The following is a 14,531-nucleotide window of genomic DNA, read 5'->3' as shown; positions in this document are numbered from 1 at the left end:
AAACCCCTGGCAGCGGGACTCGCCGGGGCGAGTACGGTTTGGGGAATGCGCATGTCTATCTTCGGAAGCCTGTTCAGTAAGGACATGGCCATCGACCTCGGCACGGCGAACACGCTGGTCTACGTCAAGGGCAAGGGTGTCGTTCTGAACGAGCCTTCGGTTGTGGCCTATCACATGAAGGCTGGCAGCAAGGAAGTGCTGGCCGTGGGCGAAGATGCGAAGTTGATGTTGGGCCGCACGCCGGGCAGCATCGAAGCCATCCGCCCCATGCGCGAAGGGGTTATTGCCGACTTCGACACAGCCGAAGAGATGATTAAGCATTTCATTCGTAAGGTGCATAAGCGCTCGACCTTTACCAAGCCCAAGATCATCGTCTGCGTGCCCCACGGCGCGACGCCTGTCGAAAAGCGCGCGATCCGTCAGTCGGTTCTGGGCGCGGGGGCGCGCAAGGCGGGCCTGATCGCCGAGCCTATTGCGGCGGCCATCGGTGCGGGGATGCCGATCACGGATCCCACGGGCTCCATGGTGGTCGACATCGGCGGTGGTACGACCGAGGTTGCGGTGATGTCCCTGGCGGATATCGTCTATGCGCGCTCGATCCGCGTGGGTGGCGACCGGATGGATGAGGCGCTGATCAGCTATCTGCGCCGTCACCAGAACCTGCTGGTGGGCGAGGCCACGGCGGAGCGCATCAAGAAAGAAATCGGAACCGCGCGGATGCCCGAGGACGGGCGTGGCGAAGTCATGCGGATCCGGGGGCGCGACCTGTTGAACGGCGTTCCGAAAGAAACCGAGATTAGCCAAGCCCAAGTGGCCGAGGCCCTGGCCGAGCCGGTCCAGCAGATTTGTGAGGGTGTCATGACCGCCCTTGAATCCACGCCGCCCGATCTGGCTGCCGACATTGTCGACCGGGGTGTCATGCTGACCGGGGGCGGGGCGCTTTTGGGTGAGTTGGACCTCGCGTTGCGGGAACAAACGGGACTTGCGATTTCGGTTGCCGACGAGAGCCTGAACTGTGTGGCCCTCGGAACGGGGAAGGCCTTGGAATTCGAGCGGCAGTTGAGCCACGTGATCGACTACGAAAGCTAGACCCGCAGCCCGCGACCGGCGGCAGGATAGGGAGCCATGGCGCGTAACCAGTCAACGGACGAGATCTATCAGCGCCCGCTGCGACGGCTCGTGCTGGTGATCCTGTGCGTTTTTCTGATCGGACTTGCCCTGTTGTGGCGGATCGATAACCCCCGTGCGGAACGTATTCGGGCCGCCCTGGTGGACCGGGTGGTGCCGTCATTCGAGTGGGCGCTGGCCCCCGTCACCTGGGCTGGGCGCTTGATCGAAGACTTCGAGGGCTACGCCAGGGTCTACGAGCAAAACCAGGACTTGCGGCGCGAGTTGCAGCAAATGACCGCCTGGAGAGAAGCCGCCATTCAGTTGGAGCAGGAGAACGCTCGCCTGCGCGATCTCAACAAGGTGCGTCTGTCACCGGATCTCACGTATATCTCGGGCGTCGTGTTGACCGATTCCGGGTCGCCGTTTCGTCGCTCGGTCCTGCTCAACATCGGGTCCGATGATGGCATCCAGGATGGCTGGGCGGCCATGGATGGTCTGGGTCTCGTCGGGCGGATCGCCGGCGTTGGCGCCCGCACCTCTCGCGTGATCCTGCTGACCGATGGCAACAGCCGCATTCCCGTCACCATCCAGCCGTCCGGAAAGCGCGCGATCTTGGCTGGCGATACGACGGCGACCCCGGCCTTGGAGTTCGTGGAAAACCCAGAGGATGTCCGCGCCGGGGACCGGATCGTGACCTCGGGTGACGGCGGTGTGTTTCCGGCTGATTTGTTGGTGGGGCAGGTGGTCCGCTCGGTGAATGGGCAGTTGCGGGTTCGCTTGGCCGCAGAGACCGGCCGGTTGGAGTACCTGCGCGTCCTCCGTACCCGCGAAGCCGCCCGGATCGACGACACCGGCGCCTTGATCGCTCCACCCGCCGGGCCGGTACAAGGGCCGCCGGCCCCGGGTGACCTGGCGCAGGACGGCTAGGCCATGGCGCTGCGCACGATCTGGACCTATCGGCTGCTGTTTGTGGTGATCTCTTTCGTCTTGCTGTTCTTCGCGCTTTTGCCGTTCAGCACGGGCGAGGGCCGTTTGCCTGCGCCTGATTTGATGATGTGCCTGGTCTTTGCGTGGATCTTGCGGCGTCCCGACTACGTGCCCCTGTGGCTCTTGGTGCCGCTTTTGTTGCTGGATGATGCCTTGCTGATGCGCCCCTTGGGGGTCTGGACGCTGGTGGTGATGTTGGCGTCGGAGTACCTGCGCCGCCGGGTGGACCATACGCAGGCCCAGACCTTCTGGTCTGAGATGGTCCTTGTCAGCGGCTTGATTGCGGGCACCTTCCTGGCCAATCACGTGGTGCTTTTGCTGCTTCTCGCCGAAACGGCGCCCATTTTGGGACAGGTCTTGCATGCCACCGCGACGATTGTGTTTTACCCGCTGACCGTCCTATTCTCACAACTGGTCGGCGTGCGGCGGCTTGCCCCAGGGGAGTTGGACTCACTGGGCACCCGCGCTTAACTGCGCCGCGATCCAGCACTGCCAAGCCTCTGGGGATCACCATGAAGCGCAATGCCGAAGAACAACGCCTGTCGACTCGACACATCACCCGCCGGGCCTTGATCCTGGGCGGGGCACAGGCGGCGTTTGGGGCCTTGCTGGTGGGCCGCATGAACCATCTACAGGTCGATCAGGCCGATGAGTTCCTTTTGTTGGCCGAGGAAAATCGCATCAAGGTACGCCTGTTGGCACCGGCCCGGGGTGTGATCTATGACCGCCACGGGCGTATTCTGGCGGGCAACGAACAGATCTACCGCGTGTCGATGATCCGCGAGGATGCCGATGACGTGGATGAGGTCGTGACCCATCTGCGTGGTCTTGTGCGCTTGGACGAAGACACGTTGCAGCGCGCCCTGCGGGAAATGGACCGGCGCCCCCATCAGGCGGTGACCATCGCGGACCGCCTGTCGTGGGAAGAGCTGTCCACGATCGCCGTGAATGTCCCCTCCCTGCCGGGCGTCACCCCCGAAGTGGGGCTGAGCCGGGTCTACCCCCTTGGCCGCGACTATGCCCATGTGATCGGCTACGTGGGCCGCGTGTCAGACCGTGACCTTGAGAACGAGGAAGACCGGGATCCGCTGCTCCAAACGCCCCAGTTTCAGATTGGAAAGATCGGGGCCGAGCGGTCTTTGGAGCATGTCCTGCGCGGCAAGGCTGGGTCGCGCCGCGTTGAACAGAACGCCGCTGGTCGCATCATGCGAGAGCTTGGGCGCACGCCCGGTCAGTCGGGTAAGGATGTGCAACTGACCATCGACGCGGGCCTGCAGAACTTCACCCAGGCGCGTTTGGGGTTGGAAAGCGCGTCGACCGTGGTGATGGATGTCCGCAATGGTGACGTCTTGGCCGCCGTCTCCTCGCCCAGCTACGATCCCAACCTTTTCGTCACAGGGATCAGCGTTCCGGACTACGCCGAACTGCGGGACAACGATCACCGACCACTACACAACAAGATCGTCCAGGGGCTGTATCCGCCGGGCTCGACGTTCAAGATGATCACGCTGCTCGCCGCGCTAGAGGCCGGAGAGGTCAGCCCGAGCGAGACCTTTTATTGCCCCGGACATCTGACGGTCTCGAACCGTCGGTTCCATTGCTGGAAGCGCGGTGGCCACGGGTGGGTCGATGCCGCCAAGAGCCTGCGGGAAAGCTGCGACGTCTATTACTACGAACTCGCCCAGAAGGCGGGGATCGACCGTATTTCAGAGATGGCCCGACGTCTTGGCTTGGGCGCGGCTCATCCCCTGGAGATGACCTCCGTCTCGGAAGGCTTGGTGCCGGACCGCGATTGGAAGCGCACGCGTCGGGGTGAGGAATGGGTCGTGGGGGACAGCCTGAACGCCTCCATCGGGCAGGGCTTCGTCCTGGCCTCGCCGTTGCAATTGGCGGTGATGACGGCGCGCCTGGCCTCGGGCCTCAGCATCTCTCCCCGCTTGGTTCGGTCGGTCGATGGACAGGCGCGTCCTTCGGGCGTGAACGGCCCGCTTGGGATCAACCGCAGCTTGCTCGATCTGGTGCGAGACGGCATGTACCAGGTGAACAATTCCCGGGGTGGAACCGCGCGGGGGTCTCGGTTCGACATGGCCGGGATGAAATGGGCCGGAAAGACCGGCACTAGCCAGGTTCGCAACATCACCGCGGCAGAGCGGGCGCGGGGCGTGTTCCGCAACGAAGACCTGCCGTGGAACCGGCGGGACCATGCGCTCTACGTTGGATACGCGCCCTATGATGACCCGCGGTACGCGATCTCCGTGGTGGTCGAACACGGCGGCGGCGGGTCCAAGGCGGCCGCGCCCATTGCGCGCGATGTGATGCTCTATGCACTGTCAGGGGGCATTCCGCCGCTTGACGCCTATCCTCGCGGTCAACGTGGTCAGGCAGAGGCGCTGCTGTCGTCGCTCAACCTGAACCCGGAACTGGGGCAGGGTCCCGGCTCGTCCGAGGCGTAGGGGCGCGGCATGAGTTATCTAGAGTATAACGTCGCCCGCGTCCCCCAAGGGCTTCAAAAGGTGCTGGCGATGAACTGGGCCTTGGTCCTGTTGATCGCTGCGACGGCTGGGATCGGGTTCATCGTTCTATACTCCGTCGCGGGCGGCGATTGGCGCTGGGCGGAGCCGCAGATGTACCGCTTCGGCCTGGGATTGGGCGTCATGTTCGTGGCCGCGATGATCCCCATCTGGTTTTGGCGAAACGTCTCGGCCATGGCTTACGGCCTGACACTGGTGCTGTTGCTGGCGGTGGAGTTCGTGGGCAGCACTGGCGGCGGGGCGCAGCGATGGATCGACCTGGGGTTCATGCGCTTGCAACCGTCGGAGCTCATGAAGGTCTCGCTGGTTCTGATGCTGGCGGCCTATTACGACTGGCTTCCGCCGTCGCGGGTCAGCCGTCCCCAGTGGGTTCTGGTGCCCGTCGTGATCATTCTGGTGCCGGTCTTCCTGGTGCTCAAACAGCCCGACCTGGGGACCTCTATCCTCTTGGTGACGGGGGGCGGGGCGGTGATGTTCCTGGCTGGCGTGCATTGGGCTTACTTCGCAACGGTGATTGCCGGTGCGGTGGGCCTTGTCACGGCTGTCTTGCAATCGCGAGGGACGGATTGGCAACTGATCAAGGACTACCAGTACCGCCGGATCGATACTTTCCTGAACCCGGAGACAGATCCCCTGGGCGCGGGCTATCACATCACCCAGTCGAAGATCGCCCTGGGCTCCGGTGGTTGGACGGGGAAGGGCTTCATGCAGGGCACGCAGGCGCGGCTGAACTTTTTGCCCGAAAAGCATACTGACTTCATCTTCACGACCCTGGCCGAGGAGTTCGGGTTCATCGGTGCGCTGTCCCTGCTGGTTCTCTATCTGCTGATCATCGCGTTCTGCGTCGTGTCCGCTTTGCGGATGAAGGATCGCTTTGCGGCGCTTGTCACCTTGGGCATCGCGGTCGCGTTCTTCCTGTTCTTTGCAGTGAACATGTCGATGGTCATGGGCTTGGCCCCGGTTGTCGGTGTGCCGCTGCCCTTGGTCAGCTACGGTGGGTCGGCGATGCTGGTCCTGATGCTGGCCTTCGGCATCGTGCAATCGGCCCATGTGCACCGGCCCCGCGCTGCGGGCGAAGGCCGCCTGCTCCGACGCTAACCAAGGCAGGGGAGGGGGCTTTGCGTCCCTGAACCAATGCTGTGCGCGGATCGGCCTATCACAGGGCACGCGCTCCCCTATCTGTGCGTTAGAGCAACGTAACAGGAGGGCATCGCAATGTCCGACAAGCATATCACCGGCCTGCACCACGTCACCGCGATCAGCGGTCCGCCCCAGGCCAACGTGGACTTTTTCACTAAGCTGTTGGATCAGCGCCTGGTCAAGAAGACCGTCAACTTTGACGATCCGGGAACCTATCACCTCTACTATGGAAACGAGACCGCAGACCCGGGGACGATTCTGACGTTCTTCCCCTTTGTCGGCGCGGCCCGTGGGCGGCCCGGCTATGGTCTCGCATCGGCCTATGGGTATTCGGTTGGCGCTTCGGTCTTCGATCACTGGGTGGGTGAGGTGCGCGCCAAGGGGGCGCAGGTCTCCGCCCCGGAGGAACGGTTTGGCCAGTCGGTGGTCACCGTGACGGACCCGGACGGCGCGTCTGTCGAACTGGTGGCGGAGCCTGGCGACCATTCTCCGGCGGAAGGCGGGTTCCATTCCACGACGCTGTGGCTTGATGACCTTGGGCCGACGCAGCGGCTCTTGGTGGATCACATGGGCTACGCCGAAGTGGGGCATGACACTGGAGCGGGCCAGGAGCGGTTGCGCCTGCAAGCGCCAGGTCAAGCGCGGGGCACCGTCGTCGACCTCTACCGTCGCGACGGGGCGCCCAGGGGCGTTCAAGGGGCTGGGTCCATTCACCATGTGGCGTTCCGCGCCCTCGATGATGCGGACCAGTTGGATTGGCGGGACCGGATGTTGGCGGCAGGTATGCAGGTGACGCCGGTGATTGATCGTCAGTACTTCAACGCGATCTACTTCCAAACGCCGGGCGGGATCCTGTTCGAGATTGCCACCGATCCACCGGGGTTCACCCGGGACGAACCGCTGGAAACCTTGGGGCAGGCGCTCAAACTGCCCGAGAAGTACGAGCCCATACGCGACCGGATCGAGCAGGTCTTGCCGGGACTCCAGGCGTGAAAGGGGTAGTTCTCATCCACGGTCGGGGCGGCAGTGGGCGCGATATGCGCTCCCTGCTGGCCCCGCTGGGCCTGTCAGACGCAGCTTTGGCCACGCCAGAGGCGCCCGGACACTCTTGGTGGCCCACAAGTTTTCTGGCGCCCACATCCGAGATGGAGCCACACGTCGAGGTGGGCCTTTCCGCCATTGAGGCGGCTGTGACCGGGTTGGATTTGCCCCGGTCCGACATCGCTCTCATCGGGTTCAGCCAGGGCGCGTGTCTCGCCCTGGAGTACACGGCCCGTCGGGGCAAAGGATTGGGCGCGGCGGTTGGGCTGTCCGGCGGGCTAGTGGGCACAGCCGACGGGTCGGGACAGATCTGGGGCTACCCGGACAAACTGTTTGACTATGACACGGATCTGACCGGTGTCCCGGTGCTGGTTACCTGCCATACGCAAGACCCGCATATTCCCCTGGTGCGGGCCGAGGCGAGCGCGCGGGTCCTGACGGCACTCGGCGCAGGGGCCGAGATGATGATCCATCCAGGGCCAGGGCATCAGCCCATGCCCGAGGGGATCGCGGCAGCGCGACGCATGCTTGGAACGGCGTGAAAGACCCCACCAAAACGCAAAAGGGCCGCCCATGTGGGCGGCCCTTCCGTCTGGAATGGGGCGCGATTACTCGCGGGTGCCGGACAGCGAGAGCAGCATCATGAACATGTTGATGAAGTTCAGATACAGGCTCAGCGCGCCCATAATGGCGGCTTTGCCCAGCCACTCGGTATCGCCGTGGGCGGCATGGGCGACGTATTCCGTCTTGATCCGCTGCGTGTCGTAGGCGGTCAGGCCAGCGAAGATCAGCACACCGATGGCGGAGATCGCGAAGGCCAAGCCCGACGACTGCAAGAAGATGTTGACGACCATCGCCACGATCAGACCGATCAGACCCATCATGAGGAAGGTCCCCATGGCGGACAGGTCTTTGTTGGTCGTGTAGCCGTACAGAGACAGCGACGCGAAGGCGATTGCCGTGATCAGGAAGATCTGCGCGATCGACGTGCCGGTGTAGACCAGGAAGATCGACGAGATCGACAGACCCATGACGCCGGCAAAGGCGTAGAAGGTCAGCTGCGCCGCGGCGGCGGACATCTTGTTGATCATCGCGGACAGGCCAAAGACGAAGGCCAGCGGGGCCAGCATCACAAGCCACTTCAACGGCGAGGCATAAAGCGCGTAGCCCAGTTGGGTCAGATAGGTATCGGCATTCAGCTGCGCGACGGCAGCCGATGGATCAGCCGTGACGGCCAGACCGGAAATGGCCCAGGCGGCAGCAAAGGTGATGAGCATGCCCACGGACATCGTGCCGTAGACCTTGTTCATGTGGGCGCGAAGGCCCTGATCGATCTCCTCCGCGCGGGCGCCGGAGATTGAACCGGTCCGCAGGGCGTCGAATTGTGCCATGGAACTCCTCCAAAGGTGACAAGGCGGGGGCCGACGGCATGCCGACCCTCTCGACGTCAAATATCGGCAGCCCGGGCCTGTAATTCAAGTTGGCATTATGGCCGAAACAGCGGGTTTCGATTGATTTTCCCTATTGATCGGCGGGGACATCCCTATGGCCCTCGTCATTTCAAACCGTGAGGTCAGCCATTAGACATTTCAATTTTCTGAATGCGGGGCCGACTGATACCCTTTGCGGCGAAAGGAGATGTCCATGGCCAGGAATCTAGACCTCACGGCGCTGCGGGCCTTTGCGACCGTAGCTTCGACGGGCGGCGTTACGCGGGCGGCGGCTTTGCTGAACTTGACGCAATCTGCGGTGTCCATGCAGGTGAAGCGCCTGGAGGAGGCCCTCGATGCCACGCTCCTCAACCGCACCAGCCGGGGGATGCAACTGACCCCCCAGGGGGAGCAGGTGCTGGGCTATGCGCGACGGCTCCTGACGCTCAACGATGAGCTGTTGGACCGGATGAAGGAAACCGCGCCCGAGGGAGAGATCCGCCTTGGGGTGCCCCACGACATCGTGCCGCGCTGTATCCCCGACGTGTTGCGCGCCTTTGCCGCAGATTATCCCCGTGTTCGGATCACCCTGATTTCCTCGGTCACGTCTGCCCTGCACGATATGTATGCGGCTGGCGAATGCGACGTCATGCTCGGCACCGAGGCAGCGTGCCGCGATGGCGGTGTGGAACTTGTCCGCCTGCCGCTCATCTGGGTCGGCGCCGCGGATGGGCGCGCCTGGCAGCAGCGCCCGCTGCGGCTGGCCTTTGAGGAGCATTGCGTCTTTCGAACCGCCGCGCAGGCGGCCCTGGACCGCGCCGACATCCCGTGGGAGTTGGCCATGTCCGCCAAATCGAGCCGCGCCGTCGACGCCACCGTGGCCGCTGATCTGGCCTGCCATGTTGTGATTGATGGCTTCGATACCTGGGAGCTGCGCCCCGTTGGCCACGGGTGCACCTTGCCCGAGATCGGCGACGTGGCGGTGACCCTATATGCCAACACCACGACGCGGGATCCGGCGCGCGATCACCTGCTAGAGCTTTTGCGGCAGTCCTACAGCAACGTCAGGGCGCAACGACGACCTTCCCTGTCGATCGTCGGGACCTGAGCAGCTCCAGCGCCTCATCGGCCTTGTCCAAGGCCAAGACATGACTGACGTGTGGGCGCAGGCCGCCCGCACCATACATCGCAAACAGCGCCGCCAAGCTGTCGGTGACAACCTTGGGATCGAATTTCAGGTATCCCCCCCAATAGACCCCCATGACGTCGATGTTCTTCACCATCAGGTGGTTGGCTTTGATCTGAGGCACAGTGCCGCTAGCAAAGCCGATCACGATGATGCGCCCGCCTGGGTTGGTGGCGCGAAAGGCCGCATCGAAGGCATCGCCCCCAACTGCGTCATAGACGACGTCTGCCCCGCCCAAGGCCTTCACTTGCTCTCGCAGGTCGGGCGCCCCGGCGTCGATCAGATGGGTGGCGCCGTGGTCCTTGGCGATTTGGAGTTTTTCCGGCCCACGGGCCACTGCGATGACCTCGGCCCCCATGTTCGCGCCCAATTCGACGGCTGTCAGCCCAACGCCGCCAGCCGCTCCCAGGACCAACAAGCGCTCTCCGGGTTGGAGACGGGCTTTGTGGGCCAAGGCGACGTGGCTGGTGCCGTAGGCCACAATGAAGCCTGCGGCGACGGTGGATGGCATGCTGTCGGGCACGGCAACGCACCGATCCGCTGGAAAACAGCCAATCTCGGCCAGACCACCCTGACCGCCAAACACGGCCACCCGCTGACCAATAGCGGGTGCGGACACCCCATCCCCTTGGGCGATGACCTTCCCGCAGACCTCTAAGCCCGGCGTAAACGGCGCCTCGGGCGTATCTTGATAGGTGCCCTTTACCATGAGCAAATCGGCAAAGTTTAAACCGCAGGCTTCAATCTGAATTTGAACTTGGCCCGGTCCGGGACTCGGCACTGTGAGGTCTTTGAAAACTGGGATGTCCCCGCGTGTTTCCACTTGCCAGCCCTTCATGGAGCCCTCCTGTGTATCGTGCGAAAGCGGTTTCACATTCCCTAGGTTGTTGTCAAACGGCGTCGTAACGGCGATAGCGTGTGTCCGAGTAAGTCCATGGAACGGAAGTATATTTTAGGTTGTATGGTGGGCAGGCTTTGCACCAAATAAGAGATTGATGGCTGGTAGGGTAGATTTGTGCAAAGGTGCCTCAACCACTGCGTGCAATGCGCCGAAGCCTCTTCTGATCTAATTATACCATCGAAGGGCCGAAATTATCGTTGGCCACCAGAACGAAGTGAAGGGAAACGCCGTGAAGCATCCGGTGGACGTGCACGTAGGGAAGCGGATCCGACACCGCCGATGGATGGTGGGGACAACGCAACAACAGCTTGCCGAAGCGGTGGGCATCAAGTTTCAGCAGATCCAGAAATATGAGACGGGGACCAATCGCGTGTCGGCCTCTCGCCTCTGGGATATTGCCCAGGCGCTTGAGGTGAATGTCGCCCATTTCTTCGAGGGGCTTGAAAACGGCGAGACGGACGCCTCCACCGAAGATTTCCTGACCGATAAGGAAGCGATGGAGCTCATCCGCAGCTACTACACCCTCCCGGAAAACCAACGCCGGCGGTTGTTTGACTTGGCACGTGTGTTGTCCGAGGGCGTGCGCTAACCAACGACGACGCTTGACGGCCCTCTGACCGGTGTGCAACCCGATGATGAGCCGCTGCCTCTTTGATTGTGCGCCTCGGAGGTTCCATGCTCGCCCGTCCTGATATCCTCGCCCTCCAGGCGCTAGCCCGCCGTCTTGCGGATGCCGCGCGGGTCGAGACGCTCAAACACTTCCGGGCACCGCTGGACGTCGTTAGCAAAACGACGGATTTCGACCCTGTCACCATCGCAGACCGCGACGCCGAAGCCGCCATGCGCGCGCTTTTGGCCGAGGTGCGGCCCGAGGACGGCATTCTGGGCGAAGAGATGGGCGCCACCGCCGGGACCAGCGGTTTGACCTGGGTCTTGGACCCGATTGATGGGACCCGCGCCTATATCAGCGGCACACCCACTTGGGGGGTCTTGATTGCCGTGCAGGATCAGACCGGACCCATTTTGGGCCTGATTGACCAGCCGTTTACCGGCGAACGGTTCGAGGGTGGCCCCGACGGTGCGATCTGGTCTCGGGGCGAGGATCGCCGCGACCTGGCCGTGCGCTCAACGACGGACCTAGCCAGCGCGACGCTGCTCACCACCTTTCCAGAAGTGGGCACCCCGGTCCAGGGGGCGGCGTTTCGACGTGTTTCCGCGGCCTGCCAGCTGACGCGCTACGGCTTGGACTGCTACGGCTATGCCCTGTTGGCAGCAGGTCAGGTGGATCTTGTCATCGAGGCGGGCCTGCAACCCTACGATGTGGCCGGACCAATCGCTGTCATCCAAGCCGCCGGCGGGCTGGCAACCACATGGGAGGGCGCCCCGGCCCATAACGGCGGCACGATGCTCGCGGCGGCGACGCCAGCCTTACACGCTGCGGCGATGAAGTTGCTCAATGCCTGACACGCTGCTGCGTGGGGGATTGGTCTGGGGACCAGAGGGCGCCACCGAAGCGGACGTGCTGATCCGTGGCGGTGAGATCGCGGAGGTTGGCGCCGATCTCAAGCCGCAGGGTGCTGCGACCGTGGAGGCGACGGGGTGTCTCATCACCCCCGGCCTCGTGAATACCCACCACCATCTGTATCAGACCCTGACACGCGCGGTGCCCGAGGGCCAGAATGCCCCGCTCTTCGGCTGGCTTAAGGCGCTCTACCCGATTTGGGCGCAGTTCACGCCGGACCACATGCATGTCGCTACGCAATTGGGTCTGGCGGAATTGGCCCTGTCGGGGTGCACCACGTCCTCCGACCATCTCTATCTGTTCCCCAACGGCGCGCGCTTGGAAGACACCATCCATGCGGCTGCCGAGGTGGGCCTGCGGTTTCACCCAACGCGTGGGGGGATGTCCGTCGGTCAGAGCAAGGGCGGCTTGCCCCCCGATTACCTGGTCGAGTCCGAGGCGGCTATCCTCGAAGACTGTGTGCGTGTCGTCGATAGCTTTCACGATCCAGCACCGGGCTCCATGTGCCGTGTCGGCCTGGCCCCATGCTCGCCGTTTTCGGTGAGCCAGGACCTGATGCGCGAAACGGCGGTCCTGGCGCGGGACAAAGGGGTGCGTCTCCATACGCATCTGGCCGAGGACGCCGACGACGTGACCTTCAGTCAGGAGGTCTTTGGCTGCCGTCCGGGTCAATATGCTGCTGACCTTGGTTGGGTGGGCGAGGACGTCTGGCATGCCCATTGCGTGAAACTGGACCCGTCCGAAATCGACCTCTTCGCCCGCACGGGGACCGGTGTCGCCCATTGCCCCTGTTCGAACTGTCGGCTGGGCTCGGGTATCGCACCGCTCCGCGCGATGTTGGACGAAGGCGTGCCGGTCGGTTTGGGCGTGGACGGCTCAGCCTCGAACGACCAAGCCAGCCTGATTGACGAAGCGCGCCAGGCCATGTTGCTGCAGCGCGTTGCCTTAGGAGGCGACGCCATGACCGGTGCCGAGGCGCTGCGCGTGGCGACCGAGGGGGGCGCGCGGGTTTTGGGCCGCGACGACATTGGCGTCATCGCCCCGGGATACCGGGCAGACTTGGCGGTCTGGGACATGTCCGGGATCGATGCGGCGGGCAGTTGGGACCGCACGGCGCTGCTGTTCGCGGGGCCGCGCCGGGTGCGGGATTTGTTCGTGGAGGGGCGGCGTGTCGTGGATGGTGGGCATCTGACGACCATCGACCTGCCGCGATTGATTGCCCGGGCCGAGGCTTTGGTGACCGCGCTGAAGGTCTAAGCGCCACATTGGGACACACGCCGTGAAAGGGCTGGCTGGCGGTCCAGCCCATGATGGGGGCGTCGCTAGGCTTTGGGCCCGAGCGAAGCCTCTGGCACCCGGTCTCCGATCGCTTCGCGAAAGTGCTTGCGACAGAGCGAGACATATCGGTCGTTGCCCCCAACCTCGACCTGGGCGCCGTCGGTCAACGCCCGTCCCTCGCCGTCCACACGAATCACCATTGTCGCCTTGCGCCCACAGTGACAGATCGTGCGGACCTCTCGCATTTCATCGGCCAGGGCCAAAAGCGCGGCGGATCCCGGAAACAACTCGCCGCGAAAATCCACCCGCAGCCCATAGGCCATGACGGGCACCCCCAGGTCGTCCACAGCCCGCGCCAGTTGCCAGACCTGGTCCCGCGACAACCATTGGGCCTCGTCCACCAACACGCAGTGGCACGGACCCGCCCGCAACCGGGCTGCGATCATCGCAAACAGGTCGCTCTCGGCGTCGTAGGTGTCGGCCTCCGCCTCGATCCCGATGCGACTGGCAATGCGCGCCCGGCCCGCGCGGTCGTCAAACGTCGCGGTCAGCAGGTAGGTCTGCATATCCCGTTCGATGTAGTTATAGGACGCCTGCAAGAGCAGCGTGCTCTTACCCGCGTTCATGGTCGAATAGTGAAAGTACAGCTTGGCCATGGCGCCGGTCCTGCCCGCAGATGACCGAAAAGAAAAGACCCCACGCCTGCGCCAAAGCATGGGGCCCCGTAGCGGTCGACGGGGCCATCTTTGGGTGTGGCGCCCCGGGGGTCCGGGTCCGTGACCGATCAAAAGGACGTCACCGATTGCGGCGCTGCCCCGTGATGCGCCCGTCTCTAAGGCATCCTGTCACCGAAGCGTCATGGGAAACCGCGCTCTGCTTTCCCCCAACCACGGGACAGTGCTAAAGTTGACGTAGGGGGACCCTAGATGACCCGCAACATTAATTCCTACTTGAAGCAACATACCGAAGCCTTGGTAAAGGACGTCGGAGTCCAGGCGGCTTGCACGGTGACGGGCAAGTCTAAGGCGACCTTAGGGCGCTATTATTCGGACCACGATGAACACCGGGAACGGTTCATGCCCGTTGACGCGGTGGCCCGGTTGGAAGGCGCGGCGAAGTATCCGCATGTGACCCATGCTCTGGCGGAACTGGCTGGACTGACGCTCGATGCTGGCCCCGGACGCGTCACCGAGGGCGGGCCAGGTGCCGTAAGTCACGACATTGCGCTTATATCTGAACGGTTTGCGATGCTGATGAACGCCTACGCCAGCGCCATTTCTAACAATGTGATCACACCTGCCGAGGCACGCGGCCTGCTGTCAGAGACCATGGAGCTTCAGAAAGTCCTGGTGGACATGAAGATGCATTTGCAGATCGAAGTCCGTCGGACAGAATAGTCGCTGCG

15 protein-coding genes are annotated in these 14,531 nt (G+C 63.5%); 12 read left to right on the top strand and 3 right to left on the bottom strand.

Annotated features, from left to right (window positions below; translation table 11 throughout):
* The first annotated feature begins 51 nt into the window (after positions 1-51).
* The 7 genes from K5R33_RS06180 (at position 52) to K5R33_RS06150 (ending at position 7,351) form a co-directional block, all read left to right on the top strand.
* Positions 52-1,089, top strand: a complete 1,038-nt coding sequence (locus tag K5R33_RS06180; RefSeq protein WP_220748136.1) for a rod shape-determining protein — start codon at positions 52-54, stop codon at positions 1,087-1,089.
* Positions 1,090-1,125: 36 nt separating this feature from the next.
* Positions 1,126-2,037, top strand: coding sequence for a rod shape-determining protein MreC (gene mreC, locus K5R33_RS06175; protein ID WP_220748135.1), 912 nt, complete (start codon positions 1,126-1,128; stop codon positions 2,035-2,037).
* 3 nt (positions 2,038-2,040) lie between these two features.
* Complete coding sequence (locus tag K5R33_RS06170; protein WP_220748134.1) at positions 2,041-2,568, top strand: rod shape-determining protein MreD; 528 nt, start codon at positions 2,041-2,043, stop codon at positions 2,566-2,568.
* Between the two features lie 41 nt (positions 2,569-2,609).
* Positions 2,610-4,550, top strand: a complete 1,941-nt coding sequence (mrdA, locus tag K5R33_RS06165) for a penicillin-binding protein 2 (protein ID WP_220748133.1) — start codon at positions 2,610-2,612, stop codon at positions 4,548-4,550.
* A 9-nt stretch (positions 4,551-4,559) separates the two neighbouring features.
* Positions 4,560-5,726: a rod shape-determining protein RodA gene (gene rodA, locus K5R33_RS06160; RefSeq protein WP_220748132.1), complete on the top strand. Its 1,167-nt coding sequence runs from the start codon at positions 4,560-4,562 to the stop codon at positions 5,724-5,726.
* Positions 5,727-5,843: 117 nt separating this feature from the next.
* Positions 5,844-6,761 (top strand): ring-cleaving dioxygenase, encoded by a 918-nt coding sequence (locus tag K5R33_RS06155; RefSeq protein ID WP_220748131.1) that lies wholly within the window; start codon positions 5,844-5,846, stop codon positions 6,759-6,761.
* Positions 6,758-7,351 carry an alpha/beta hydrolase gene (locus K5R33_RS06150; RefSeq protein ID WP_255576166.1) on the top strand — a complete coding sequence of 198 codons (594 nt, stop codon included), beginning with the start codon at positions 6,758-6,760 and terminating at the stop codon, positions 7,349-7,351. Before K5R33_RS06155 ends, K5R33_RS06150 begins: the two co-directional genes overlap by 4 nt.
* 66 nt (positions 7,352-7,417) lie before the next feature.
* On the opposite strand, the gene K5R33_RS06145 is transcribed toward K5R33_RS06150, so the two are convergent.
* On the bottom strand, positions 7,418-8,200 hold the full coding sequence (locus K5R33_RS06145; protein WP_220748130.1) for a Bax inhibitor-1/YccA family protein: 783 nt from the start codon (positions 8,198-8,200) through the stop codon (positions 7,418-7,420).
* A gap of 253 nt (positions 8,201-8,453) precedes the next feature.
* Here K5R33_RS06145 and K5R33_RS06140 point away from each other — a divergent pair, with 253 nt between their 5' ends.
* Complete coding sequence (locus K5R33_RS06140; protein WP_220748129.1) at positions 8,454-9,347, top strand: LysR family transcriptional regulator; 894 nt, start codon at positions 8,454-8,456, stop codon at positions 9,345-9,347.
* Here the strand turns inward: K5R33_RS06140 and K5R33_RS06135 are convergent.
* Positions 9,304-10,263: an NADPH:quinone oxidoreductase family protein gene (locus tag K5R33_RS06135; RefSeq protein ID WP_220748128.1), complete on the bottom strand. Its 960-nt coding sequence runs from the start codon at positions 10,261-10,263 to the stop codon at positions 9,304-9,306. The genes K5R33_RS06140 and K5R33_RS06135 overlap by 44 nt on opposite strands.
* A gap of 292 nt (positions 10,264-10,555) precedes the next feature.
* On the opposite strand from K5R33_RS06135, the gene K5R33_RS06130 reads away from it, so the two are divergent.
* The 3 genes from K5R33_RS06130 to K5R33_RS06120 all read left to right on the top strand — a co-directional run bounded on the left by K5R33_RS06130 (position 10,556) and on the right by K5R33_RS06120 (position 13,105).
* Entirely contained in the window at positions 10,556-10,915 is a 360-nt protein-coding gene (locus K5R33_RS06130; RefSeq protein ID WP_220748127.1) for a helix-turn-helix domain-containing protein, read from the top strand.
* 86 nt (positions 10,916-11,001) lie between these two features.
* Positions 11,002-11,790 carry a histidinol-phosphatase gene (gene hisN, locus K5R33_RS06125; RefSeq protein ID WP_220748126.1) on the top strand — a complete coding sequence of 263 codons (789 nt, stop codon included), beginning with the start codon at positions 11,002-11,004 and terminating at the stop codon, positions 11,788-11,790.
* Positions 11,783-13,105: an 8-oxoguanine deaminase gene (locus K5R33_RS06120; RefSeq protein ID WP_220748125.1), complete on the top strand. Its 1,323-nt coding sequence runs from the start codon at positions 11,783-11,785 to the stop codon at positions 13,103-13,105. The genes hisN and K5R33_RS06120 overlap by 8 nt, the downstream gene beginning before the upstream one ends.
* Before the next feature lie 65 nt (positions 13,106-13,170).
* Here the strand turns inward: K5R33_RS06120 and K5R33_RS06115 are convergent, their stop codons facing one another.
* On the bottom strand, positions 13,171-13,782 hold the full coding sequence (locus K5R33_RS06115) for a thymidine kinase (RefSeq protein WP_220748124.1): 612 nt from the start codon (positions 13,780-13,782) through the stop codon (positions 13,171-13,173).
* Between the two features lie 270 nt (positions 13,783-14,052).
* Between K5R33_RS06115 and K5R33_RS06110 the strand changes: the two genes are divergently transcribed.
* Complete coding sequence (locus tag K5R33_RS06110) at positions 14,053-14,523, top strand: hypothetical protein (RefSeq protein ID WP_220748123.1); 471 nt, start codon at positions 14,053-14,055, stop codon at positions 14,521-14,523.
* Positions 14,524-14,531 lie beyond the last annotated feature (8 nt).

This window comes from Jannaschia pagri (genome assembly GCF_019655435.1).
Taxonomy (GTDB): domain Bacteria; phylum Pseudomonadota; class Alphaproteobacteria; order Rhodobacterales; family Rhodobacteraceae; genus Jannaschia; species Jannaschia pagri.
Note: the sequence above shows the minus strand (reverse complement) of the source record. Positions and strands in the feature narration are given on the sequence as shown.